22 protein-coding genes are annotated in these 25,591 nt (G+C 63.9%); 4 read left to right on the top strand and 18 right to left on the bottom strand.

Annotation, left to right across the window (positions count from 1 at the left end; genetic code table 11):
- Positions 1-71: 71 nt before the first annotated feature.
- The 17 genes from MC381_RS07145 to rpsB all read right to left on the bottom strand — a co-directional run bounded on the left by MC381_RS07145 (position 72) and on the right by rpsB (position 19,647).
- A complete protein-coding gene (locus MC381_RS07145; RefSeq protein ID WP_251977048.1) occupies positions 72-1,025 on the bottom strand; it encodes an acetyl-CoA carboxylase carboxyltransferase subunit alpha in 954 nt (317 codons plus the stop codon).
- A gap of 113 nt (positions 1,026-1,138) precedes the next feature.
- Positions 1,139-4,648: a DNA polymerase III subunit alpha gene (gene dnaE, locus MC381_RS07140; protein ID WP_251977047.1), complete on the bottom strand. Its 3,510-nt coding sequence runs from the start codon at positions 4,646-4,648 to the stop codon at positions 1,139-1,141.
- Positions 4,649-4,748: 100 nt separating this feature from the next.
- Complete coding sequence (gene rnhB, locus MC381_RS07135) at positions 4,749-5,372, bottom strand: ribonuclease HII (RefSeq protein ID WP_251977046.1); 624 nt, start codon at positions 5,370-5,372, stop codon at positions 4,749-4,751.
- A gap of 13 nt (positions 5,373-5,385) precedes the next feature.
- Complete coding sequence (gene lpxB, locus MC381_RS07130; protein WP_251977045.1) at positions 5,386-6,552, bottom strand: lipid-A-disaccharide synthase; 1,167 nt, start codon at positions 6,550-6,552, stop codon at positions 5,386-5,388.
- Between the two features lie 69 nt (positions 6,553-6,621).
- Positions 6,622-7,389: an acyl-ACP--UDP-N-acetylglucosamine O-acyltransferase gene (gene lpxA / locus MC381_RS07125; protein WP_251977044.1), complete on the bottom strand. Its 768-nt coding sequence runs from the start codon at positions 7,387-7,389 to the stop codon at positions 6,622-6,624.
- Positions 7,386-7,829, bottom strand: a complete 444-nt coding sequence (fabZ, locus tag MC381_RS07120; RefSeq protein ID WP_251977043.1) for a 3-hydroxyacyl-ACP dehydratase FabZ — start codon at positions 7,827-7,829, stop codon at positions 7,386-7,388. Before fabZ ends, lpxA begins: the two co-directional genes overlap by 4 nt.
- A gap of 158 nt (positions 7,830-7,987) precedes the next feature.
- Positions 7,988-9,028 (bottom strand): UDP-3-O-(3-hydroxymyristoyl)glucosamine N-acyltransferase, encoded by a 1,041-nt coding sequence (lpxD, locus tag MC381_RS07115; protein WP_251977042.1) that lies wholly within the window; start codon positions 9,026-9,028, stop codon positions 7,988-7,990.
- Between the two features lie 22 nt (positions 9,029-9,050).
- Positions 9,051-9,554 carry an OmpH/Skp family outer membrane protein gene (locus MC381_RS07110; protein WP_251977041.1) on the bottom strand — a complete coding sequence of 168 codons (504 nt, stop codon included), beginning with the start codon at positions 9,552-9,554 and terminating at the stop codon, positions 9,051-9,053.
- A 125-nt stretch (positions 9,555-9,679) separates the two neighbouring features.
- Positions 9,680-12,016: an outer membrane protein assembly factor BamA gene (bamA, locus tag MC381_RS07105; RefSeq protein WP_251977040.1), complete on the bottom strand. Its 2,337-nt coding sequence runs from the start codon at positions 12,014-12,016 to the stop codon at positions 9,680-9,682.
- 192 nt (positions 12,017-12,208) lie between these two features.
- Positions 12,209-13,564 (bottom strand): sigma E protease regulator RseP, encoded by a 1,356-nt coding sequence (rseP, locus tag MC381_RS07100; RefSeq protein ID WP_251977039.1) that lies wholly within the window; start codon positions 13,562-13,564, stop codon positions 12,209-12,211.
- Between the two features lie 14 nt (positions 13,565-13,578).
- Positions 13,579-14,778 carry a 1-deoxy-D-xylulose-5-phosphate reductoisomerase gene (ispC, locus tag MC381_RS07095; protein WP_251977038.1) on the bottom strand — a complete coding sequence of 400 codons (1,200 nt, stop codon included), beginning with the start codon at positions 14,776-14,778 and terminating at the stop codon, positions 13,579-13,581.
- A gap of 7 nt (positions 14,779-14,785) precedes the next feature.
- Positions 14,786-15,586 (bottom strand): phosphatidate cytidylyltransferase, encoded by an 801-nt coding sequence (locus tag MC381_RS07090; protein WP_251977037.1) that lies wholly within the window; start codon positions 15,584-15,586, stop codon positions 14,786-14,788.
- The gene (gene uppS, locus MC381_RS07085; protein ID WP_251977036.1) at positions 15,579-16,340 is read right to left on the bottom strand and encodes a polyprenyl diphosphate synthase; all 762 of its coding nucleotides are present in this window, start codon (positions 16,338-16,340) and stop codon (positions 15,579-15,581) included. The genes MC381_RS07090 and uppS overlap by 8 nt, the downstream gene beginning before the upstream one ends.
- Before the next feature lie 61 nt (positions 16,341-16,401).
- Positions 16,402-16,959 carry a ribosome recycling factor gene (gene frr / locus MC381_RS07080; protein WP_251977035.1) on the bottom strand — a complete coding sequence of 186 codons (558 nt, stop codon included), beginning with the start codon at positions 16,957-16,959 and terminating at the stop codon, positions 16,402-16,404.
- Positions 16,960-16,969: 10 nt separating this feature from the next.
- Complete coding sequence (pyrH, locus tag MC381_RS07075; RefSeq protein WP_251977034.1) at positions 16,970-17,725, bottom strand: UMP kinase; 756 nt, start codon at positions 17,723-17,725, stop codon at positions 16,970-16,972.
- A 159-nt stretch (positions 17,726-17,884) separates the two neighbouring features.
- Positions 17,885-18,754 carry a translation elongation factor Ts gene (gene tsf, locus MC381_RS07070; RefSeq protein WP_251977033.1) on the bottom strand — a complete coding sequence of 290 codons (870 nt, stop codon included), beginning with the start codon at positions 18,752-18,754 and terminating at the stop codon, positions 17,885-17,887.
- A 161-nt stretch (positions 18,755-18,915) separates the two neighbouring features.
- Positions 18,916-19,647 carry a 30S ribosomal protein S2 gene (gene rpsB / locus MC381_RS07065; protein WP_251977032.1) on the bottom strand — a complete coding sequence of 244 codons (732 nt, stop codon included), beginning with the start codon at positions 19,645-19,647 and terminating at the stop codon, positions 18,916-18,918.
- A gap of 377 nt (positions 19,648-20,024) precedes the next feature.
- On the opposite strand from rpsB, the gene map reads away from it, so the two are divergent.
- Both map and MC381_RS07055 read left to right on the top strand, forming a co-directional pair.
- A complete protein-coding gene (gene map / locus MC381_RS07060; protein ID WP_251977031.1) occupies positions 20,025-20,816 on the top strand; it encodes a type I methionyl aminopeptidase in 792 nt (263 codons plus the stop codon).
- Between the two features lie 29 nt (positions 20,817-20,845).
- Positions 20,846-23,521, top strand: coding sequence for a [protein-PII] uridylyltransferase (locus MC381_RS07055; protein ID WP_251977030.1), 2,676 nt, complete (start codon positions 20,846-20,848; stop codon positions 23,519-23,521).
- 41 nt (positions 23,522-23,562) lie between these two features.
- On the opposite strand, the gene copM is transcribed toward MC381_RS07055, so the two are convergent.
- A complete protein-coding gene (gene copM, locus MC381_RS07050) occupies positions 23,563-23,949 on the bottom strand; it encodes a CopM family metallochaperone (RefSeq protein WP_251977029.1) in 387 nt (128 codons plus the stop codon).
- A 134-nt stretch (positions 23,950-24,083) separates the two neighbouring features.
- Here copM and MC381_RS07045 point away from each other — a divergent pair, with 134 nt between their 5' ends.
- The gene (locus MC381_RS07045; RefSeq protein WP_251977028.1) at positions 24,084-24,431 is read left to right on the top strand and encodes an ArsC family reductase; all 348 of its coding nucleotides are present in this window, start codon (positions 24,084-24,086) and stop codon (positions 24,429-24,431) included.
- Between the two features lie 124 nt (positions 24,432-24,555).
- Complete coding sequence (dapD, locus tag MC381_RS07040) at positions 24,556-25,581, top strand: 2,3,4,5-tetrahydropyridine-2,6-dicarboxylate N-succinyltransferase (RefSeq protein ID WP_251977027.1); 1,026 nt, start codon at positions 24,556-24,558, stop codon at positions 25,579-25,581.
- The last annotated feature ends 10 nt before the right edge of the window (positions 25,582-25,591 follow it).

The raw sequence follows: 25,591 nt of genomic DNA, 5'->3' as shown, positions 1-25,591 counted from the left end.
CGCAGTGTAGCGTGCTACATGAGCAGTCCGAACGAGCATTCAACGCCGTATGCGTGAGTGCAGCCGATCGCCTACTGAGGCGCGCCGTAGGACATCAGGCGCTCATACCGCCGTTCCACCAGCGCGTCGGTATCCATATGCTCGAGCCGGTCGAGACTCGCCAGCAGGGCATCCTTGACCTTGCCCGCGGTCTGCTGAGGATGACGATGCGCACCGCCCAGCGGCTCGTCGATCAGGGTATCGACGAAACCGAGCTCTTTCAGGCGCGAGGCGATGATGCCCATGGCCTGCGCGGCTTCGGAGGCCTTTTCGGCACTTTTCCACAGAATCGAAGCACAGCCCTCCGGCGAGATGACCGAATATGTAGCGTACTGCAGCATCTGCAGCTCGTCGCAGACGCCGATTGCCAAGGCGCCACCGGAACCGCCCTCACCGATCACCGTGGAGATGATCGGCGTCTTGAGCCGGGACATAACCGCCAAGTTGTAGGCGATGGCCTCGGACTGGCCACGCTCTTCGGCGTCGATACCGGGATAGGCCCCGGGGGTGTCGATAAAGGTCAAAACCGGCATCTTGAAACGCTCGGCCATCTCCATCAGACGGCATGCCTTGCGGTAGCCTTCCGGGCGCGGCATGCCGAAATTGCGGCGCACCTTCTCTTTGACGTCACGCCCCTTCTGATGGCCGATCACCATGACCGGCTTGCCCTCGAGACGCGCCACGCCGCCGACCAGAGCGGCATCATCGGCGAAATGACGATCGCCGTGGAGTTCATCGAAATCGGTGAAGAGGTTCTCGAGATAGTCGAGCGTATAGGGACGCTGCGGGTGACGCGATAGCTGCGTTACCTGCCAGGCTGTCAGATCACGGAAGATCTGCTCGGTGAGTTTGCGGCTCTTCTCTTCGAGCTTGCCGATCTCGTCACTCAGGCTGATCTGACTGTCATTACCGACGAGTCGCAGCTCCTCGATCTTGGCCTGTAGTTCGGCAATCGGCTGTTCAAAGTCCAGATAATTGGGATTCATAGGGCTTCTACTGTGTGATCCTGGCAAGCGTCGATGTCTGAATGAAGGCGGCTGACATGCGGCGTAAACGCGCCATTATCGCACCCTCACGAGTGTAAGCAAGGTGGCGGCGATCAACCGCCGCGATAGCGCAGCGACACGGCGTCGAATCCTTCGACGTCGCGCAGCGCGGTCAGCAGTTCGTCGCAGGGCGACACTTTCCACGACGCTGCCAGCTCGAAGCAGCCACTGGCCGCCGCGTTGCGGTAGCGGATACGCAGCGGCAGGCCTGTCTCGCTCAACCACGGCGAAAGACTGTCGTGGAGCGAGCGCGAGAAGCGACCATTGAGGCGCCCGCCGTCGACCGCCAGCTCGACGGCTTCGCCGAAGCGTGCCCGCGCATCGGCCATCAGGGTGACGTCCTTGCTGCGCAGGCGCAAACCGCCGGAGTAGTCGTCGCTCGAGACCTCGCCTTCGATAATCAGCACCTGATCGGCGGCGAGCTGGCCGCGCACCTGGTCGAACAGTTCGCCGAACAGCGACGCCTCGATTCGGCCGGTACGATCATCCAGCGTCACGAAAGCCATGGTGTCGCCACGCTTTGACTTCATCGTGCGCATCGCGACCACCAGCCCCGCGACCCGTTGTGGTTCGCGCGACGGCTTGAGGTCGACGATACGCGTGGCCACAAAGCGCTTGAGCTCATGCTCGTACTCGTCGATCGGGTGCCCGGTCAGGTAGAGGCCCAGCGTATCCTTCTCGCCGGCGAGCCGCTCCTTGTCGCTCCAGTCGCGGGCCTGCCGATAATCGGCGTAGATATCGCCATCCTGGGCGGGTTCGGTAAAGGCTTCGCCAAACATGTCCATCATGCCGATGTTCTGGTTGGCCTGGTTCTGCGATGCCGCCTTGAGCGCGGCTTCCAGCGAGGCGGACAGGATCGCGCGCGTCGGCCCCAGGCTATCCAGCGCGCCCGAGCGGATCAGCGCCTCGATGGTCCGCTTGTTCATGCGCTTGCCATCGATACGCCGACAGAAGTCGAACAGATCCTTGAACGGCCCTTCGGCTTCGCGCGCCTGGACGATGGCGCCGATTGGGCCCTCGCCGACACCACGAATCGCGCCGAGGCCGTAAACCACCTGCCCCGCCTCGTCGACGGTGAACTTGTAGGCGCCGACATTGACGTTGGGCGGCGTGACCGTCAGCCCGATATGGCGGCACTCCTCGATCAGCGGCACCACCTTGTCGAGATTGTCCATCTCGGTGGAGAGCACCGCCGCCATGAACGGCGCCGGGTAATGTGCCTTGAGCCAGGCGGTCTGATAGGAGACCAGGCCATAGGCGGCCGAGTGCGATTTGTTGAAGCCGTAGCCGGCGAACTTTTCCACCAGATCGAACAGGTTGCCGGCCAGATCGGCATTGATTCCGTTATTGGCGCAACCTTCCATGAAACCGGCGCGCTGCTTGGCCATCTCCTCGGGCTTCTTCTTGCCCATGGCGCGGCGCAGCATGTCGGCCTGTCCCAGCGTGTAGCCGGCCAGCACCTGCGCGATCTGCATCACCTGCTCCTGATACAGGATGATGCCGTAGGTCGGTTCGAGCACCGGCTTCAGCAGCTCGTGCTGGTAATCCGGATGCGGGAAGGCGAGCTCGGCGCGCCCGTGCTTGCGGTTGATGAAGTCATCGACCATGCCCGATTGCAGCGGCCCCGGCCGGAAGAGTGCGACCAGGGCGATCATGTCTTCCAGCGAATCCGGCTGCAGGCGTTTGATCAGTTCCTTCATGCCACGGGATTCGAGCTGGAATACCGCCGTGGTCTCGGCCTTCTTGAGCATGTCGAAGGTCGGCTTATCGTCGAGCGGGATCGTCTCGATATCGAGCGCTCCCAGTCCTTCCCTCGCCCGGACTACATCGACCATCTCCAGCGCCCAGTCGATGATGGTCAGGGTTCGCAGACCGAGGAAGTCGAACTTGACCAGGCCGGCATCCTCGACGTCGTTCTTGTCGAACTGCACCACCAGGCCGGAGCCGTCCGGCTCACACAGCAGCGGCGAGAAGTCGGTCAGCTTGGTCGGCGCGATCACCACGCCGCCGGCGTGCTTGCCGGTACCGCGCGTCACGCCCTCGAGCTTGAGCGCCATCTCCCAGATTTCGGCAGCTTCCTCGTCGTACTCGAGATACTCCTTGAGCTGCGGCTCGTCCTCGATCGCCTTGGCCAGCGTCATGCCGACCTCGAACGGGATCAACTTGGAGAGCTTGTCACCCATCGAGTAGGGCTTGCCCTGGGCACGCGCCACGTCACGTACGACGGCTTTCGCGGCCATGGTGCCGAAGGTCACGATCTGCGAGACCGCGTTGCGCCCGTAGCGGTCGGCCACGTAGTCGATCACCCGATCGCGCTTCTCCATGCAGAAGTCGACGTCGAAGTCGGGCATCGAGACACGTTCCGGGTTGAGAAAGCGCTCGAACAGCAGGTCGTATTCCAGCGGATCCAGATCGGTGATCTTGAGCGCATAGGCAACCAGCGAGCCGGCGCCGGAGCCACGCCCGGGCCCGACCGGGATATCGTTGTCCTTGGCCCACTGGATGAAGTCCATCACGATCAGGAAGTAGCCGGGAAAGCCCATCTTGAGAATGATGTCGAGCTCGAAGTCGAGCCGCTGACGATACGCCGGCTCGTGCTCGGCCAATGGGCGTCCCGGGTAAATCGGGTTATCGCCGCCGAACAGCATCTCCAGTCGCGCCGTCAGCCCGTCGTGGGAGATCTTGCGAAAGAAGGTGTCCTGGGTCATGCCCTCGGGGATCGGATATTCCGGCAGGAAGATCTCGCCGAGGCGAACGCTGGCAGTACAGCGCGCCGCGATCATGACGCTGTTCTCGAGCGCTTCGGGAATGTCGGCGAAGAGTTCCGCCATCTCCTCGGGCGACTTGAGGTACTGCTCCTCGCTGTACTTGCGCTCGCGTCGCGGGTCCTCGAGCGCCCTGCCCTCGCCGATCGAGACCCGCGTCTCGTGGGCCCAGTAGTCCTCGCGCTCGAGGAAGCGCACATCGTTGGTGGCCACGACCGGCGTGCCGGTTTCCGATGCCAGCGCCACGGAGGCATGCACGCACTCTTCGTCGTACTGGCGGCCGGTCCGCTGCAGCTCCAGGTAGAAGCGTCCCGCAAAGTGCTGGTTCCACTCCGCCAGCAGCTCGCGCGCGGTATCGATGTGTTCGGCGACCAGAAAGCGACCGATCTCCCCCTCCCGCGCGCCGGAGAGCGCGATCAGCCCCTCGCTCTGGTCGAAAACCCAGGCCTTGTCGAGTATCGCCATGTTCTGGCGCTGGCCGTCGGTCCAGGCGCGCGAGATCAGCTCGGTGAGATTGCGATAGCCGGTATCGTTCATCGCCAGCAGCGTCAGGCGATAGGGGTGACTCTCGTCATGGGCATTGTGCAGCCAGAAATCGGCACCGATGATCGGCTTCAGCCCGGCGCCCTGCGCCGCCTTGTAGACCTTGACCAGCCCGAAGAGATTGGTGTCGTCGGTCACCGCGACCGCCGGCATGCCGGCCGCGGTGGTCGCCTTGATCAACGGCTTGAGGCGGACCAGCCCGTCGACCAGGGAGTATTCGCTGTGGACACGAAGATGAACGAAGGGTGTTGTCATGACGAACTCGGATCGAACGACGGATGAATGACGGCGGCGGACAGCTACCAGCATGCCCAAAGCCGCCGCGGGTCACAATGACACGCGAAGCGGGCGGGTGTCAGGACGCCGGCAGCAGCCGCTGAACCGGCTTGAAGGAGCGCCGATGCTCGGCCAACGGCCCCAGGCGCGCCAGCGCGTCGAGGTGCTCCCGCGTCGGATAGCCCTTGTGGCGCGCAAGGCCATACTCGGGGTGGCGCGCGTCGAGCGCCACCATCTGCGCATCCCGCGCCACCTTGGCCAGGATCGATGCCGCACTGATCGCGGGGTGACGCAGGTCGCCCTTGACCACCGCCTGTCCAGGACAGCGATGCCCCGGCAGACGATTGCCGTCGACCAGCAGATACTCCGCCATCACTGGCAGCGCGTCGATCGCTCGCCGCATGGCGAGATGCGTCGCGTGATAGATATTGAGCGCATCGATCTCGGCCGGACTGGCCTCGGCAATCGCAAAGGCCAGGGCCTGCTCGCGAATGCGGATGTCAAAGGCCTCGCGCCGCGCCGGGCTCAACGCCTTGGAGTCGGTCAATCCGGCGATCGGCGAGGCCGGGTCGAGAATCACGGCTGCCGCGACCACCGGGCCCACCAGCGGCCCCCGCCCGACTTCATCGACGCCAGCCAGATGCTGGCCAGCATACTCGATGACCAGTTCAGGCCATGCCAGCGGGGATGACGTCGACGACATGCCGCTCCTCGTCTCAGATGGCGTCGGTGGCGGAGTCCAGACGCCCCCGCTCGACCAGTTGGGTGATAGCGACCGCAGCTCGCTCGCTGGCGCCGCGCTGCAGACCGGCGTGCAGCTCGGCGAAGCGCGCCTCCAGCGCCTCGCGACGCGCGGGGTCCTGGAACCAGGGCATCAGCTCGGCGACGATATTCTCGGTACTCGCCGCTGCCTGAATCAACTCGGGCACGAGCCCCTCCTGCGCAATCAGGTTGGGCAACGAGATCCAGCGCGTCTTCACCAGTCGTTGCGCGAGCCAGTAGGTCGCCGGCGCCATACGGTAGGCCACCACCATCGCCCGATGGCACAGCATGGTTTCCAGCGCCGCCGTGCCGGACGTCAGCAGTACGGCGTCGGCCGCGGTCATCGCCTCGCGCGAGCGCGACTCGATGATCAGCGTGTCGGTGGTCAGCTCGGGAAAGCGAGCCAGCAACGCCTCGAGCTCCTGCCGCCGCGCCGGCGATGCCGCCGGAATGACCACCTGTAGCGTGCCCAGCCGCTCTCGCAGGGCGCTGGCGGCACGTAGAAACACCTCGCCCTGAAAGCGAATTTCGTTGCTCCGCGAGCCCGGCAGCACGGCCAGGGTCGGCCGGTCGAGCGCCAGGCCCAGCTCGGCGCGCATCGCCTGGCGATCGTTGACCAGCGGCAGCTCATCCGCGAGCGGATGGCCGACATAGGCCACCGGCACCCGATGCTCGGTATAGAAATCCGCTTCGAACGGCAGGAACGTCAGCATGGCATCGACCGCTTTCGCGATCGTCTTCACCCGCCCCTGACGCCAGGCCCAGACCGACGGGCTGACATAGTGCGCCGTCAGCACGCCGGCCTCGCGGAGCTGCCGTTCCAGTCCGATATTGAAGTCCGGCGCATCGATACCGATCATCACATCCGGCTGCCACGCCAGCGCATCGCGCTTCAGATGGCGGCGCACCTTGACCAGACCCGGGAGGTGCTTGAGCACTTCCACCAGCCCCATCACCGACAGCGTTTCCAGCGGATAGAGGGAATCGAGCCCCTGCGCCTGCATGCGCGGCCCACCGATCCCCCGAAACTCGATCTCGGGATGCCGTCGCAGGAGCGCCTGCATGAGCCCGGCACCGAGAATATCTCCCGAGAGTTCCCCGGCGACTAGATAGACGCGCATGCTTCGCCTCGAGACTGGACTGTAGAGATGGCGCCGCGCCTTCCGGCATGGCCGGCAGGCGCCAGGGCGCTAGCGCGTGATACCGCGTTTGGAGGCGCGCAGCGAATCGACGAAGCGACGCGTTTCGTCCAGCGAGAAGCGCTGGTCGATTTCGTCGATCGCCTGCTCCAGCGTCAACCCCTTGCGATAGACGAGACGATAGGCTTCGCCCAGGGCGCGCACGCCCTCCGCCGAGAAACCACGGCGTTTCAGGCCAATCGAGTTGAGCCCATGCGCCGCCGCCGGGTTGCCGTTGACCATGATGAACGCGGGAATGTCCTTGGTGATGATCGAGCCACCACCGGCCATCGCATGTTCACCCATGTGGCAGAACTGGTGAATCGCCGACAGGCCTCCCAGAATCGAGAAATCACCTAGCGTCACGTGCCCCGCGAGCGTCGCCTGATTGGCCAGGATACAGTCGCTGCCGATGGTGCAGTCGTGGCCGACATGGGAGTAGGCCATGAACAGGTTACGGCTGCCGATCGACGTCAGGGCACGATCCTGGATCGTGCCGCGGTGCAGCGTCACGCTCTCGCGAACCACGTTGTCGTCGCCGATCTCGAGCCGTGTCGGTTCGCCGGCGTACTTCTTGTCCTGGCAATCCTCGCCCACGGAGGCAAACTGGAAGATACGATTGCGCTGACCGATGCGGGTAGGCCCCTTGATCACCACGTGCGGGCCGATCACGCAGCCGGCATCGATCTCGACGTCGGGGCCGATCACGCAGAACGGGCCCACCTCGACGTCCGGGGCCAGTTGCGCGGCAGGATCGACGATGGCGGTGGGATGAATCAAGCGACTTTCCTCTCGGCGCAGATGATTTCCGCTTCACAGGCGAGTTCGCCATCGACACTGGCTCGGCAGGCGAATTTCCAGATGCCGCGCTTGCCCTTGATCACGTTGGCTTCCAGCCGCAGCTGGTCACCGGGCATGACCGGTCGCTTGAAGCGCACGTTGTCGCTGCCGACCAGATAGTAGACATAGCCGTCGGCCGGCAGCTTGTTGACCGTCTTGAAACCGAGAATGCCGCACGCCTGCGCCATCGCCTCGATGATCAGCACTCCGGGCATGATCGGATGGTGCGGGAAGTGGCCATTGAAGAAAGGTTCATTGATGCTGACGTTCTTGTACGCCACGATCGATTCGCCCAGCGTGATCTCCATCACGCGATCTACCAATAAAAAAGGGTAACGATGCGGTAGATACTCACGAATCTGGTTGATGTCCATTATCATCAATATGACCTCTGAAATAACGAAATGCCCGCCCCGAGAGACCGGCAGCAGGCAAGGGGGCGGCGGCGGCGCATCCACCCGTCGTGGCCGGGCATTATACAGGCGCGGACTTCGGCTGCCAGCCTCGCAACGCGGCGCCGGGATGAAGGCAAGCGCGATCAGCTCTCGCGGATGTCGCGCTCGAGTCGGCCCAGGCGCTTGGCGATGTCGTCTAACTGCTTGAAGCGTACGGCGTTCCGGCGCCACAGGCCATTCGGCATCGACCCCGTACCGGATGAGTAGACGCCGGGCTCCAGAATCGAGTTGGTCACCAGACTCATGCCGGTGATCTGGACACCGTCCGTCAGCGTCAGATGGCCCGACAGACCGACGCCGCCGCCCAGCAGGCAGTTACGTCCCACCTGCGTGGAACCGGCAATGCCGACGCAGCCGGCCAGCGCGCAGCCGTCACCAATCTGCACGTTATGCGCAATCTGCACCTGAGAGTCGATCTTGACGCTATTGCCGATACGGGTATCGCCGAGCGCGCCGCGGTCGATGCTCGAGCAACTGCCGACCTCGACGTCGTCTCCCAGCGTTACGCCGCCAAGCTGCGCGATCTTTTCCCACTGCCGGCCATCGTGGGCGAAGCCGAAGCCGTCGCCGCCGATGACGCAGCCGCTGTGAAGAATCGCCCGCTCCCCGATGGTCACGCCATGATAGAGCGTGACATTGGCATGCAACCGAGAATCGCGCCCGATCACGCTATCGGCCCCGATGAAGCAACCGGGGCCGATCACGCAGCCATCGGCGATCTCGACGCCCGATTCGATGACGCTGTTGGCACCGATCTCAACTGCCTGCCCGATGATCGCATCCGCGGCCACGCTGGCGGCGGGATGCACCCCCCGGCTGGTACGATTCGCCAGCGGATCGAACAACCGCGACAGTTTGGCGTAGCCCAGATAGGGGTTGTCGAGCTCGAGATAGGCGCAAGGACAGGAGGCAGCATGCTCTGGATGCAGCAGCACCGCACCGGCGTGAGTGCCGGCAAGGTGCTTCAAGTACGCCCGATTGGCCAGGAACGAGAGATCACCCGGCCCGGCATCGGTCAGAGTCGACAGCGCGCCGACGCGCTGGTTGGCATCGCCGACGAGTCGGGCCTCGACACGCTCGGCCAACTCGCCGAGCGTGTAGGAGATAGCAGCATCAGGGTTCATGAACGGGCGCCGGCATTATCCATCAGTTGAGCGAGTTGAAAATCTGCGTGACTTCGTCGGTCACATCAAGGCTATCGCCGGCGAAGACGACGGCGTCACGGTCAACGACCATATCGAGGTCGTGCTCGTCGACCACACGCTGAATGGCCTGATCCAGCTTGGGCTTTGCGCCCTGCAGGTACTGCTGCTCCGCCTGCTGCTGCGCCTGCGAGATCTGGCCGCGCAACTGCTGGAACTGACCGCCCTTCTGACGCAGCTGCTGGGTCACCGAATTGCGCTCGGACTCGGACATCACGTCGCCATCCTGCTGCAGCCGCTGCTGAAGCTGCTGCAGCTCCTGCTGCAGCGATTCCGCCTGCTGCTGCTGCGGACTGATCCGGTTCTTGAGCTGGTTCATCGACGCCTGAGCGGAGTCGGACGACATCAGCGCCTCGCGCCAGTCGAGCACACCGACTTCCGTCGCCATTGCCGGCAGCGATACCAGCGTCAACAATCCGAGCCCGAAGGCTCCTGCCATCTTGCGCATCCCGATTCTCCTTGCAAAAAAGCGCTCTAACACACTGGAGCTTGGGTCTGGGTCGATGCCGCGCCGCTCGGTGGCGCGACACCCTCTGATCGGCCGCAGCACGGGGTGCTGCAGCAGTCACTTCGCTAGAACGTCTGACCGAGCGAGAACTGGAACACCTGCGGGTCGTCGCCATCCTTCTCGTTGAGCGGCTTGGCCACGCTGAAGGTCAGCGGTCCGACCGGCGTCAGCCACGACAGACCGAGACCGACACTGTAGCGCAGATCCCCCATGTCGATCCCGCTGCTGCAGCTGGAGGTATAACCATCCGGCACGTCGTAGCAGTCGGTCAGGTAGGTGTTACCGCCATCCAGGAAGATGCTGGTCTGCAGCGAGCGCCGGTCGTCGACCCACGGGAAAGGATAGAGCAGCTCTGCGGAGCCCTCGACCAGCACGTTGCCGCCCAGGGTGTCGTCGTCGCCATCGCCACGTTCGGTCGTCTTCGGCCCGAGCGTGTTGCCGGTATAGCCACGCACGGAGCCCAGGCCGCCGGAGTAGAAGTTCTCGTAGAACGGATAGGGATCGTTCGATCCCAGCGTGTCGGCATAGCCAAGATTGGTACTGAACTTGAACGACCAGTCGGGGTTCAGCTCGAACAGCTTCTGACCGCGGTAGCGCAGCTTGTAATACTCGGCATCGGAACCGGGAACCGCTGCCTCCAGGGAGACCCGCTGATAGCTGCCGGCGGTCGGCATGACCCCGCGGTTGAGGTTGTTGCGCGTCCAGCTGGCGGTCAGCTTGTAGTTGAGGAAGTCTTCATCCTCGTCGTCCACATACTGGATGATCTCGGCTGGCGTATCGTCATAGGTATCGATCGACAGATTCTCGAGACCGACGCCGAAGTTCAGGCGCGACAGGTCGTTGATCGGATAGCCGAAGTTGATGTTGCCGCCGAACGAGTCGGTGGAGTAGGTCGAAATGTCCGAGTCTTCGTAGTCCGTCTCGCGGTAGAAGACGTTGTAGCCGCGGGAAATGCCGTCGAGGGTCCAGTACGGATCGGTAAAGCCGAAGTTGATATTGGTGAAGGTATCGCTGCGCTGGGCACCGATGTTCACCCGGTTACCGGTACCGAGGAAGTTGTTCTGTGACAGGGCGGCCCCGTAGATCACGCCGGCGGACTGCGAGAAACCGATGCTCGCGGAGATCGAGCCGGAGGGCTGTTCCTCGACGTTGTAGGTAACATCGAGCTGGTCCGGCTGACCGGCCACAGGGCGGGTATCAACGTCGACCTGGCGGAAGAAGCCGAGCCGTTCGAGCCGCTGACGCGACTGGGAGATTTGGTCGGTGGAGGCCGGCGCGCCCTCCATCTGCGTCATTTCGCGACGCAGCACCTCATCCTGAGTGGTGGTATTGCCTTCGAAATTGATGCGGCGCACGTAGGCGCGACGACCGGGATCGACACGGAAGGTGATATCCACGGTATCGTTGCTGTCATCGACCGTCGGTACCGCGTTGATATCGGCGAAGGCGAAACCTTCCGCGCCAAGCTTCTGACGCAACGCCTCGGAAGAGGCAGTCAGGTCGCTCTGGGAGAAGACTTCGCCCGGTTCGATGGTCACCAGCGAGCGCGCCTCGGATTCATCCATCTTGAGGTCGCCGTCGAAGCGGACCTCGCCGATGTCGTAGCGCTTGCCCTCGTCGACGTTGATGGTGACGAAGATGCGCGATTTATCGGGGCTGATCGACACCTGCGTAGAGCTGATCGAGAAGTTGACGTAGCCACGGTCGAGATACCAGGAGCGCAGCGTCTCCAGGTCTCCGGACAGCGCCTCGCGGGAATACTCGTCGTCGGAGAACCAGCCGAAGAACCAGCTCGGCTCGTCCTCGAGCTGGAAGAGGTCACGCAGGGCCTCGTCATCGTAGGCCTCGTTGCCGACGATATTGATCTGGCGAATCTTGGCGACCGCGCCTTCGTTGATGTCGATATTGATGCGCACGCGGTTGCGCTCGAGCTGTTCGACGGAGGTCTCGATGTTGGAGCTGTAGCGACCCTGGGACTGATAGAGCCTGCCCAGTTCGCGCTGCATTTCCTCAAGGGTGGAACGCTGCAGCACCTGCCCTTCGGCCAGGCCGGCATCCCGCAGGCCGTCGCGCAGATCGTCTTCGGAGATCTGCGAGTTGCCGTCGATGTTGATCTCGGCGATGGAAGGACGCTCGACCACATTGACGATCAGCACGTCACCATCACGGGACAGGCTGATATCGTCGAACAGGCCGGTATCGAAAAGCTGCCGGGCGGCCTCCCCCAGCTCTTGGTCATCGACCGTCTGGTCGGCACTGACCGGAAACGCGTTGAACACGGATGCGGCCGAGACGCGCTGCAGCCCCTCCACTCGAATGTCCGAAATCTCGAAAGGTGCCGCCAACGCCACGGGGGAGCTGGCCAACAGCAGTCCTGCCAATCCGATGGTCTTGAGTTTCATGCAATCAGTCGCTTCTCTGGGGTCCGCCCGCGTATCGAACAGGCACCTTATACATTTCACCCTGTGACTGACAAGGTTCGTCACTGCCAGTCAGGGCGTTCTTTCACGCGTCGCGTGTTGCCGAAGCACCGGCCACGGCGTCCTGCCGTGGTCGATGCCTCGGTCGACCTATCAGCCGAACTATCGGTTGAACTACAGACGCATCAGGTCGAAATAGAGCGCCATCGCCATGAGACAGCCCACCAGCGCTACGCCGATGCGCAGCCCCATGGCCTGTGCGGCCTCGGAGACCGGCTTGCCACGCACCAGCTCGATCACGTAGTAGACGAGATGACCGCCGTCGAGCACCGGAATCGGCAGCAGATTGAGCACGCCCAGACTGATCGACAGGTAGGCCAGGAAGCCGACGAACGCTTCCACGCCGCTGCGCGCCGAATCCCCGGCAATGCGCGCGATGGTAATCGGCCCGGAGAGATTCGACGGCGAAATCCAGCCGACGACCATCTTGCGAATGGAGTCCAGCGTCAACCATGTCATCTCGCCGGTCTTGTCCAGCGCCTGGCCGATAGCTGCCAGCGGGCCATAGCGAATGTCGCGCCGATACCTCTCGGGCCAGTTGACGCGCTCGGCGGCGGCGCCAATGTAGCCGATGCGCTCGCCACCATCGGTCTCGCGCACTTCCGGCGTCAGCGTGATGTCATGCTGCGTGCCGTCGCGTTCGAGCACGACCGCCAGCGCCTGCTCCGGATGGGCACGGACATCGACCACGAAATCCGACCAGGTCTCGATCGCCTGCCCCTCGACGCTGAGGATGCGATCGCCGGGCACCAAACCGGCAGCCGCTGCCGGCCCCGGCTCGAGCACTTGGCCCAGCACCGCCGGCACCGCCGGCCGCCAAGGCGTAATGCCCAGCGAGGCCAGCGGCTGCGGCGGGTCCTGCCGCACCAGCCACTGCGACACCGGCAACGCATGCGTCTGCGTCGTCCCGCCATCGGGATCGCGCGTCGCCACCTGGAGCTCGCCGTTGGCGCCGATCGCGGCGATCAGACGCAGGTTGATGTCGCCCCAGGAAGGCGTCGCTTCACCCTCGATACTGACGATTTCCTGACCGGCACTCAGGCCGCCCTGAGCCGCCGGCGTATCTGGCGCCACCTCACCGATCACCGGCGCCACGGTCGTGGTGCCGTAGACGAACAACGCCCAGTAAGCGACCAGCGCCAACAACAGGTTCGCCGCGGGCCCCGCTGCGACGATCGCGATGCGCGCCCACACGCTCTTGCGGTTGAAGGCGCGATCGCGTTCTTCGGCAGCCACCGGCCCCTCACGCTCGTCGAGCATCTTGACGTATCCGCCCAGAGGAATCGCCGCCAGCGCGAACTCGGTCCCGTGTCGGTCGCGCCGCGACCACAGCGGTTTACCGAAGCCCACCGAGAATCGCAGCACCTTGACCCCGCAACGACGCGCGACCCAGAAGTGCCCGAACTCGTGAAACGTAATCAGCAGGCCAAGCACAACAATGACCGCCAGCACGTTCTGGAGCGTATCCATGGCGCCCGCCCCCTCTAGAAAGATCGTTGTTGCAAGAGCGCTTCGGCCGTCCGCCGCGCCCGGGTGTCTTCGCACAGTATCACGTCGAGCGACGCCGCAGGCTGTACGTCGATGGCCTCCAGCGTGGCCTCGACGAGTCTGGCAATGCCGAGGAACGAGAGCCGAGACTCGAGAAATGCCTGCACCGCTACTTCATTGGCGGCATTCAGGCTGGCGGGCGCCGTACCGCCGGCCTTCATTGCCTCCCGCGCCAGGCGCAGACAGGGGAAGCCGCGTTCGTCCGGCGCCTCGAAATCCAGCCGTGCCCGCGCGAACAGATCGAGCGGCTCGACGCCGGCATCGATCCGCGCAGGCCAGGCCAGGCCGTAGGCGATCGGCGTGCGCATGTCAGGATTGCCCATCTGCGCGATCACCGAGCCGTCACTGTAACCGACCATCGAGTGCACGATGCTTTGCGGATGCACGACCACCTCGATCTGGCCAGGGCTGGCATCGAACAGCCAGCAGGCCTCGATCAGCTCGAGCCCCTTGTTCATCAAGGTCGCGCTGTCGACCGAAATCTTCTGACCCATCGACCAATTGGGATGCGCGCAGGCTTGGGCCGGCGTCACCGCCTCGAGGTCGGCCATCGACCAGCCACGAAACGGCCCACCGGAGGCGGTCAGCAGCAACCGAGACACGCCCTGGCGCTCGAGGCCGCCGCGGTGCTGCGACGGCAGACACTGGTAGATGGCATTGTGTTCCGAATCGATCGGCAGCAGGGTCGCACCGTGACGCTCGACCGCCGCCATGAAGAGGCCGCCGGACATCACCAGCGCCTCCTTGTTGGCAAGCAGCACGCGCTTGCCGGCCTCGACCGCTGCCAGCGTCGGCAGCAGCCCCGCGGCGCCGACGATCGCCGCCATAACGACATCGACCTCGCTCGCCCGCGAGACCTCGACCAGCGCCTCGGCGCCGCTCCGCACCTCAATGCGACCCAGCCCGGCGTCGCGCAGACGATCACGCAGCCAGATGGCATCTTCCTCGCGCCCGATGACCGCCTGCGCGGGTACGAACCGCTGGCAGATCTCGAACAAAGCCTCGCGCGAGCGGTGGGCGGTCACGGCATGCAGCCGATAGCGTTCAGGGTGGCGCGCAACCACGTCGAGCGTGCTGCGGCCGATCGATCCGGTCGCGCCCAACACGGTGACACGCTGCAGATTAGAAGAAGTCATCGGCCTGCTATCCCAGCCATGGTCGAATCAGGGCAAAGAGCGGCACCGCGGCCGTCAGGCTATCGATCCGGTCGAGGATGCCACCATGCCCCGGCAGCAGATGACTGGAATCCTTGAGTCCGCGAGAGCGCTTGAGCATGCTCTCGAGCAGATCGCCCACGACCGAGACGAACGCCACGATCAGAGCCAGGAGCAACAGGCCGAGCGACTGTCCCGCGCCGAGCGGCAGGATCATCGCGTAGAGCAGCACCAGCACGGCCACCGCCACCCAACCGCCGTAGACGCCCTCCCAGGATTTACCGGGACTGACCGCGGGCGCCAGCTTGCGACGACCGAAGCGGCGACCGGAAAAGTAGGCGCCGATATCCGCGACCCAGACCAGCAGCAGCACGAACAGCAGCCACTCGCTGCCCTCCTGGCGCAACTGGTAGAAGCCAACCCAGCAGGGCATCAGCACCCACACGCCCATGACCAGGCGGACAGGCGTGCGCCGCCACTGCTCGGACGCCTGCGGATAGCGCGATACCCACCAGGCATTCAGCAGCCAGCCGAGCGCACCCAGCCACAGCGGCCAGTGAGCGTCGGCCCAGCCGGCGGACCAGACAATCAGCAGCAGCAGTCCGACGGCCGCCGTATAGACCGCGCGCGGCACAGACGAGTCAAACCCTGCCAGGCGTGCCCACTCCCAGGCGCCCAGCAATAGTACGACTGCCGTGAAGAGCGCGAAACCGCCGCCGGACAGGCCGAACAACCCCAGCAGGGCGAGTGGCGCCAGCACCAGCGCCGTCAAAATTCGCTGTCTAAGCACCCTGGACCTCGACCTGCTGCTGACTCATGCCGAAGCGGCGCTGACGCTGCTGGAAAGCGTCCAGCGCGACATCGAGCGAGTCACCGTCGAAATCCGGCCACAGTTCGGGAGAGAAGTAGAATTCGGCGTAGGCCAGCTGCCAGAGAAGGAAGTTGGAGATACGCTGCTCACCGCTGGTGCGGATACAGAGATCGATCGGCGCGTCCTGGCTCAGACAGATCTCGCGATCCAGCGCCGATTCATCGACCGCCTCCGGGTCCAGCCGGCCATCCGCCACCTGTTGTGCCAGCCGTCGGGCCGCCTGGGCAATATCCCAGCGCCCGCCATAGTTTGCAGCGACGACAAGATGCATGCCCGGGTTGTCACGCGTGAGGGCTTCGGCTCGCTGCATATGCTTCTGCAGCGAACTGGAAAAGCGGCGACGATCACCGATGATCGTCAGGCGGATGCCGTTGTCGTGGAGCTTCTTCACCTCGCGCTTGAGCACAAGCATGAACAGCTCCATCAACGCACTCACCTCGGCCGAAGGACGGCGCCAGTTCTCGCTGGAGAAGGCGAACAGGGTCAGGGTCTCGACACGGCGCTCCGCGGCGCGACGGATCACCGCGCGCAACGACTCGACGCCAGCGCGATGTCCCTGCGCACTGGAGAGCCCCCGGGCGCGAGCCCAGCGATTGTTGCCGTCCATGATGATCGCCACGTGACGAGGCATCGACGACGTCGCGTTGGCGTCACGCAACTGCATGTCTGTCATGATAGCTCGCAAGACAGGCGAGTCGCGGCGCCCGCGACCACGTCACGGGCGCCGAGACGACTCATACCTGCATCAGGTCTTGTTCCTTGGCTTCCAGCAGCTTGTCGATCTCGCCGACAAACTTGTCGGTCAGCTTCTGGACGTCCTCTTCGCCGCGACGCTGGTCGTCCTCGGTGATCTCCTTCTCCTTGAGCAGATCCTTGAGGTCGCCATTGGCATCGCGACGCACGTTGCGTACGGCGACACGTGCATTCTCTGCCTCGGCACGCGCCTGCTTGATGTAGTTGCGGCGCGTCTCTTCGGTCAGCGGCGGCATCGGCACGCGAATCACGTTGCCGGCCGTGGCGGGATTGAGCCCCAGATCGGAGGTCATGATCGCCTTCTCGATCTTGGGCACCATCGACTGCTCCCAGGGCATGATGCTGAGCGTACGCGCGTCTTCGACGTTAACGTTCGCCACCTGGTTGAGCGGCATGTCGCTGCCGTAGTACTCGACCATCACCGCATCCAGAATGCTCGGATGGGCGCGCCCGGTACGAATCTTGTGGAAGTTGGCCTGCAGAGACTCCAGGGTCTTCTGCATGCGGGCCGATGCGTCTTTCTTGATATCGTCGATCATGTCCTAAACCTCATTCAATCAGCGTGCCTTCTCGCCCACCGACCACCAGATTCAACAACGCACCGGGCTTGGTCATATCGAAGACGCGAACCGGCATGTCATGGTCACGCACCAGGCAGATAGCGGTCAAATCCATCACGCCCAGCTTCTGGTCAAGCACGTCATCGTAGCTCAGGCTCTCGTACTTGATGGCCTCCGGATGCTTCTCCGGATCCTTGTCGTAGACGCCGTCGACCTTGGTTGCCTTGACCACGACGTCGGCATCGATCTCGATACCGCGCAGGCAGGCCGCCGAATCGGTGGTGAAGAACGGGTTGCCCGTGCCGGCCGAGAAGATCACCACGTCACCGGAGGTGAGATAGCGAATGGCGGTACGACGATCGTAATGCTCGACCACGCCGCTCATGGGAATCGCGGACATCACGCGCGAGCGGATGTTGGAGCGCTCCAGCGCATCACGCATCGCCAGGGCGTTCATGACCGTCGCCAGCATGCCCATGTGATCACCGGTGACACGCTCCATGCCAGCCGCATGCAGGGCCGCGCCGCGAAACAGGTTGCCGCCGCCGATCACCATGCCAACCTGCACCCCGATACCCACCAGCTGACCGATCTCCAGTGCCATGCGGTCGAGCACACGCGGGTCGATACCGAACTCCTGATCCCCGCTCAGCGCTTCGCCGGAAAGCTTCAGCAATATGCGCTTGTACTTCGACTTGTCACTGCGTTCGTTGGGCTTGACGGGACGGTCGATGACTTCGGGCATGACGATCTCTCCTGGTTAAACGCGTCGGTGTCGGCAAGTCAGGCAGATGCACTTCTCATCCGCCGGATACGCGATGGCGTGCGCTTTCGCGCACGCCATCGACTGGAGTATGAAGTCATTCTAATACGAATGACATCCTCTCCTCATACTGCACGGAACTTAGCTGCGACGAGCCTGTTCCATGACTTCCTTGGCGAAGTCGACCTCTTCCTTCTCGATGCCTTCACCCACTTCGAAGCGCGTGAAGCCGACCACCTTGCCACCGGCCGTCTTGGCGTACTCGGCGACGGTCTGGTTCGGGTCCTTGACGAACGGCTGCTCGGTCAGGCTGTTTTCCGCCAGGTACTTCTTGAGACGGCCCTGGACCATCTTCTCGGCGATCTGCTCCGGCTTGCCCGCCATGTCAGGCTGCGCCAGGATGATGGCCTTCTCGTTGTCGAGCTGCTCCTGCGGCATGTCTTCCGGATGGGAGACGACCGGGTTGATCGCGGCAACGTGCATGGAGATGTCCTTGGCGACTTCGCCGTTGCCGCCGTCGAGCACGGTCAGCACACCGATACGGTCACCGTGGACATAGGCACCGACGACACCGCCGGCCGGCGCATCGACGACAACGGCGCGACGCACGGAGATGTTCTCGCCGATCTTCTGGACCAGTTGATTGCGTGCGTCTTCCAGCTCGCCATCCATGATCGCGGCGACATCTTCGGACTTGGTCTCGAAGACCTTGGCCAGCACCTTGTGGGCAAAGCCCTTGAAGTTTTCGTCGCGGGCGACGAAGTCGGTCTCGGAGTTGACCTCCAGCATCGCGCCGTAGCTGCCGTCTTCAGCAACCTGGGTCACGATGGCGCCTTCAGCGGCGGTGCGACCGGCCTTCTTCGCGGCCTTCAGGCCGGAGTTCTTGCGCAGGTCTTCGATCGCGCGCTCGATGTCACCTTCGGCTTCGGTGAGCGCCTTCTTGCACTCCATCATGCCGAGACCGGTACGCTCGCGCAGTTCCTTGACTAGAGAAGCGCTGATAGCTGCCATGATAGTCCCTCTAAGAGAATCGCTGTTTCATCCGACGAGCGACGCCTCGCGGGCACCGCTCCAGGTATAAAAAGGGGGCCCGAGAGCCCCCTGTGTCTGCGCGAATGTCGGCGAGCCGACTGTCACCCTGCGGGAGCACGCTCAACGCAGACTCGATGCCATCACTCGGTGGCTTCGCTCTCTTCGCTGACCTCGACGAACTCGTCGGGACGGCCTTCCTTCGCCTTGGCGCAGGCATTGGCAATCGCCTGCACGTAGATCTGGATGGCGCGAATAGAGTCGTCGTTACCCGGGATAACGTAGTCGACGCCATCCGGATTGGAGTTGGTATCGACAACGCCAATCACCGGGATACCCAGCTTGTTGGCTTCGTTGATGGCAATACGCTCATGATCGACGTCGATCACGAACAGCGCGTCCGGCAGGCCGCCCATGTCCTTGATACCGCCGATGGAGCGCTCGAGCTTGTCCTGCTCGCGAGTCGCCATCAGGACTTCTTTCTTGGTCAGCTTCTCGAAGGTGCCATCTTCGCGCATCGTCTCGAGCTCGCGAAGGCGCTTGATCGACTGACGAATGGTCTTGAAGTTGGTCAGCATGCCGCCGAGCCAGCGGTGGTTGACGAACGGCTGGCCGACGCGATTCGCTTCTTCCTTGATGATCTTGCTGGCGGAACGCTTGGTGCCGACAAACAGGATCTTGTTGTTGGAAGAGGCCATCTTCTCGACAACGCCGGTCGCTTCGAGCAGTGCCGGCAGCGTATGTTCGAGGTTGATGATGTGAATCTTGTTACGGGCACCGAAGATGTACTGACCCATTTTCGGGTTCCAGTAACGGGTCTGGTGACCGAAGTGTGCGCCTGCCTTGAGCAGATCGCGCATGTTGACTTGTGCCATGGTGACTCCTGAAGAATCGGGTTGGGCCTCCACACACCCCATGGATCCGACCGCTCGGCTAACCTGGCGGCACCCGGGACCATGTGTCGGTGCGTGTGTGTTTTATGGTGGCGCGGCAGGCTCGCTAAGGCGGCTTGCCCTTGCCGTTTCCCGCACGCTGGTCGACCCGCTTCATGTCGACGCGCCACCGGGCGATGCACGAGGCATGCCAGGGAGACGTCGCGACGGAGCGAGAATTGCAGTCGAGCGCGCGGCTTTATACCATAGATGCCACTCGAGATGAAGTCGCCGGTCGTCGAAACTCCCGGGCTGATGCCCCGATATCAGCGCCACCCAGGACGGCCCGACACCCCACCCAAACGCCACTGCGAGAGCGCATGAACATTCCACGCAAGACGCCCGAAGAAATCGACAAGATGCGCGAGGCCGGCCGCCAGGCCGCCGCAGTGTTCGAGATGATCACGCCCCATGTCCAGGCCGGCGTCTCCACCGGCGAACTGGACCGCCTTTGCCACGACTTCATCGTCAAGGAGCTCGGCTCCACGCCGGCGCCGCTCAACTACCACGGCTTCCCCAAGTCGATCTGTACCTCGATCAACCATGTGGTCTGCCACGGCATCCCCGACTTCGACAAGAAGCTCAAGAACGGCGACATCATGAATATCGACATCACCGTGAAGACGGCCGACGGCTATCACGGAGACAGCAGCATGATGTTCGTGATCGGCGACACCATCCAGGGCGAACGGCTGAGCCGCATCACCCAGGAGTGTCTGTATCGCTCCATCGCCGAGGTCCGCCCGGGCGTCCGATTGTCGACGCTGGCCAAGGTCATACAGAGCCACGCCGAGGGTCACGGCTATTCCGTCGTTCGCGACTTCTGCGGCCACGGCATCGGCGCCGGTTTCCACGAAGAACCGCAGGTGCTGCATTACGACGGCTACGCGCCCGAGGCGGATGCCGAGCTCGCTGCGGGCATGTGCCTGACCATCGAGCCGATGCTCAACGCCGGCGGCTACCGCACGCGCGTCTTGAAGGACGGCTGGACCGCCGTGACCAAGGACAAGAGTCTGTCGGCGCAGTGGGAACACACCCTGCTGGTGACGGAGACCGGCGTCGAAGTGCTCACGGCCCGCGCCGACGAGGACTTCAGCTTCCTCACGCCCTGATCCACGGTCGCCACGGAGAGCCCCAGCGTATGCTGCTGCACCACTACCGCTTCCATCCCGACGATACCCTGTTCGATGCGGCGGCCTTCCGGGAGGAGCTGCAGCGTGCGCGCCAACCGATCGCGCTGTTCAAGCAAGCCCTGTCGACGCTCAATGACCGCCTCGATGAACGCTTCCGCGCCGGCACCGATATCCGCGATCTGATCTATGGTCGCGCCTGGTACCTGGACCGCCTGCTACAGATCGCCTGGGAGCGCTTCGAGTGGCCGGACGAGGGCGTAGCCTTGCTTGCCGTGGGTGGCTATGGCCGCGGCGAGCTGCACCCGCATTCCGATATCGATCTGCTGCTGCTGCTGGAGCACGACGACGACACCCCTTACCGGGAGTCGTTGACCGGCTTCATCACCTTCCTCTGGGACATCGGTCTGGAGATCGGCCAGAGCGTGCGCTCGCTGAACGACTGCGAGCGCGAGGCAAGCGGCGACATCACCATTATCACCAACTTGCTCGAGACGCGTACGCTGGCTGGCCCCGAGCGTCTGCGAGAAGCGATGCGCGAGCGGCTGTCGGCGCAGCACATGTGGTCGTCGGCCGCCTTCTTCGAGGGCAAGTGGCAGGAACAGATCACCCGCCACTACAAGCACAACAACTCCGAGTACCATCTCGAGCCCAACATCAAGAGCGCGCCGGGCGGACTGCGCGACATCCAGATGATCGGCTGGGTCGCCAAGCGCCACTTCGGGCCGCTGCGTTACGAGGATGTGGTCGAGCAAGGCTTCATGAACGACGCCGAGCTACGCATTCTGAGTCAGGGCCAGGCCTTTCTGTGGCAGGTGCGGTACGCCCTGCACATGCTCGCCGGGCGCGCCGAGGATCGCCTGCTGTTCGACCACCAGCGCACGCTCGCCGCCCTGTTCGGCTATGCCGACACGCGCGAGCGCCTGGCCGTCGAACAGTTCATGAAGACCTACTACCGCCATGTGACCGCCCTGGCCGGCCTCAACGACATGCTGCTGCAGCATTTCGACGAGGTGATTCTGCGTGCCGGCGAAGTGCTCGAGGTCAAGCCGATCAATCCGCGCTTCGAGGTCAAGGGGGGCTACATTCAGCTGCGCCACGCCAACGTCTTCGTCCGGCGACCCGGCGCGCTGCTGGAGCTATTCCTGCTGATGGCGCAGCATCCTGAGATCGAGGGCGTGCGCGCGGATACCATTCGTCAGATCCGCGACCACCGTCACCTGATCGACGCCGCCTTCCGCGACGACCTGCGACATCAGAGCCTTTTCATGGAGCTGCTACGCAGCGGCGGCGACGTCCCGATGCAACTGACGCGCATGAACCGCTACGGCGTGCTGGGCAAATATCTGCCGGCGTTCGGCGAAGCCGTCGGGCTGATGCAGCACGACCTCTTCCACATCTATACCGTCGATGCCCACACGCTGCGCCTGCTGAGCTTTCTGCAGCGCTTCCGCGAGGCCCGCGACAGCGACGAATACAGTGTTGCCATCGATGTCATCCAGAAGCTGCCGAAGCTCGAGCTATTGTGGATCGCCGGGCTCTACCACGATATCGGCAAGGGTCGCGGCGGCGATCATTCGCAGCTGGGCGCGATCGATGCGGCGGCCTTCTGCCGCCGCCATGCGTTATCCGCCTGGGATACCCGGCTGGTCGCCTGGCTGGTGGAACACCACCTGCTGATGTCGAAAACGGCTCAGAAGCGCGACATCTCCGACCCTGACGTGATTCACGCCTTTGCCCGCACGGTGCGCGATGAAGCGCATCTCGACTACCTCTACGTGCTGACAGTGGCAGACATCAGCGCCACCAACCCCTCCCTGTGGAACGGCTGGCGCGCCTCATTGATGCGCCAGCTCTACACCGAAACGCGACGCGTGCTGCGACGGGGTCTCGACAATACGGTCGATCGCCAGGGCTGGGTCGACGAGACCCGAGAGGAAGCCCAGGGGCTGCTGCGCGCGATCGGCGCCGACGGCGAACGCGTTGACGCGCTCTGGCGCACGTTCGGAGAGGACTACTTCCTGCAATACACACCCAGCGAGATCGCCTGGCAAACCCAGGGCATTCTCGGCCACCAGGACCAGTCCCTGCCGCTGATTCTGGTCAGCGGCCCGAGCGAGGACATGACCGAAGGCGGCACCAAGATCTTCATCCACACCCGCTCCGCTGATGATCTGTTCGCCGCCACGGCGGCGGCGATCGAGCAGCTCGGGCTGTCGATCCACGATGCACGCATCGCCACCTCCAGCGACGACTGGACGCTCAACACCTTTATCCTGCTCGACGACGACGGCGAGGCGATTCGCGAGCCGGAGCGACTGGAGCGTATCCGGCGCCATCTGGTGGAGGAGCTCGACGATCCCGATGACTATCCGCAGATCGTCAGCCGGCATACGCCGCGACAGCTCAAGCACTTCAAGGTCCCGATCGAAGTGATCATCGAGCAGGATCCGGCCAACGAGCGAACCTCGCTCGAACTGATAGCGCCTGACCGTCCAGGGCTGCTGGCGCGAGTCGGGCGCGTCTTCATGGAGCAGAATATCGCCCTCTCGGCGGCCAAGATCGCCACGCTGGGCGAGCGCGTCGAAGACGTCTTCTTCATTACCGACAAGCAGGGCCGGCCGTTGACCGACCCGGCGGCCCAGGCCCACTTGCGCCAGCGCCTGTGCGAGGCACTCGACGTCTGAACCGAATCCCGGCGACCTGCTGACGTCGCCGGTACTCCCGCTTACTCGGCGGCCTCCTCGGACGCGTTGGCCTCGAGCCAGGCGCGCATCTGCTCGATCTCGGCCTGCTGCGCCGCGATGATCTTTTCGGCCAAAGCGCGCATCTCCGGGTCCGTGCCGTACTCGAGTTCGACCTGAGCCATGGCCACGGCACCTTCATGATGCGCGAGCATGCCGGTCGCGAAGTCCACGTCCGGATCGCCGCTGTCGGCCATGGCCATGGCGTGCTCCATCGTCGCCGTTGCCTCGCGATAGGCCGCCGAGGGCCCCTCCCGCGAAGCATGCGCCCCGCTCTCGCCCTGGGTATCGGCCAGCGCCTGAGCGCCCAGCAGCCAGCCTGTTATCGCGACGCCCGCGATCCCCCACCAGACACTGCGCATTCTCGACATCTCTCACCTCCTCGAACGGGTAAAGCCCGACGCTAGCACCTGTGGGCTACACGCGAGTCAAGCCGGCGGTTTGAGCCCCTGCCCCCAGGCGCCTATAATCGTCGCCTTTCCGCCACCGCTGACGACCGGCTGTCATGACCATCACGCTCTACGGCATCAAGACCTGCGACACCTGCCGCAAGGCCCGCCGCCAGCTCGAGACACAGGGCACGCCCTACAACTATCACGACCTGCGCGAGGACGGCCTCGATGCCGCGCTACTCGACGCGCTGTTGGCCGCCACCGAATGGCGAGCGCTGCTCAACACTCGCAGCACCACCTGGCGCCAGCTCGACGCCACGGCCAAGCAGGATCTCGATGCCGAGCGCGCGCGGGCGTTGATGCTCGCGCATCCGACGCTGATCAAGCGCCCGCTGTTGGCCATCGACGACACGCTGATCGTCGGCTTCGACAAGACACGTTACACCGCGCTGGCCGACTGAGCGATCGAGGCCGGAGCGCCTGCCTCGATCGGCAGGCGTTGCGCTACATCGCCACGACCGCCGCGCGGCAAGAATCATCCGCCTTGACATGAATACGCCTTTACGTGAACAAGAGGAAACCGCGATGCTGAGCTTCGCACTAGGAATCGGTACCCAGAACACCCAGGGCGAGTGGCTCGAAGTCTACTACCCGGAACCGCTTCACCAGCCGGCGGCCGATGTCGTCGACGCCGCGCGGAAGGCGCTCGGTGCCGCGGAGAGTGAAGAAGTGGTGAGCTTCCTGCCGGAACAGGCGACGGCTCTCGCCCAGGCGCTACGCGATGCCGGTGCCAGCGAGCAGGCCAACGTGACGGAAGCCTTCGCCGATGCCCAGCGTCCGCTGGTCGCCGTGTTCCTGAACGACGATCACGCGCCGGCCAGCGTGCCGGAGGTCTATCTCAAGCTGCACCTCCTGTCGCACCGTCTGGTCAAGCCCCACGGTATCCAGCTCGACGGCATGTTCGGCCTGCTCAAGAACATCGCCTGGACCAGCGAAGGCGCGATCGATGTCGAAGAGCTCTCCGCACGCCGCCTGAAAGCTCGCCTGGCCGGCCGGCCGCTGTCGGTAGACTGCGTCGACAAGTTTCCCAAGATGACCGACTACGTCGTGCCCAAGGGCATCCGTATCGGCGATACCGCCCGCGTGCGTCTCGGCGCCTATCTCGGCGAGGGCACCACGGTCATGCATGAAGGCTTCTGCAACTTCAACGCCGGCACCGAAGGGCCAGGCATGGTCGAAGGGCGTATTTCCGCCGGTGTCTTCGTCGGCAAGGGCTCCGACCTGGGTGGCGGTTGCTCCACCATGGGCACGCTCTCCGGCGGCGGCAATATCGTCATCAAGGTCGGCGAGGACTGCCTGATCGGCGCCAACGCCGGGATCGGCATTCCGCTCGGCGATCGCTGTATCGTCGAAGCCGGCCTCTACGTGACCGCGGGCTCCAAGATCGCCGTGCTCGACGCAGAGGGCGAGCTGGCAGACACGGTCAGCGGCCGCGACCTGGCCGGCCAGAGCGATCTGTTGCTACGCCGCAACTCGCTCAACGGGCGTATCGAGTGCCTCACCAACAAGAGTGCCGTGGCGCTCAACGACGCGCTTCACGCTCACAACTGATCCTGCCGCG

Source organism: Salinicola avicenniae, from assembly GCF_023736115.1.
Lineage (GTDB): Bacteria > Pseudomonadota > Gammaproteobacteria > Pseudomonadales > Halomonadaceae > Salinicola > Salinicola avicenniae.
This window is presented reverse-complemented; position numbering and strand designations above follow the sequence as displayed.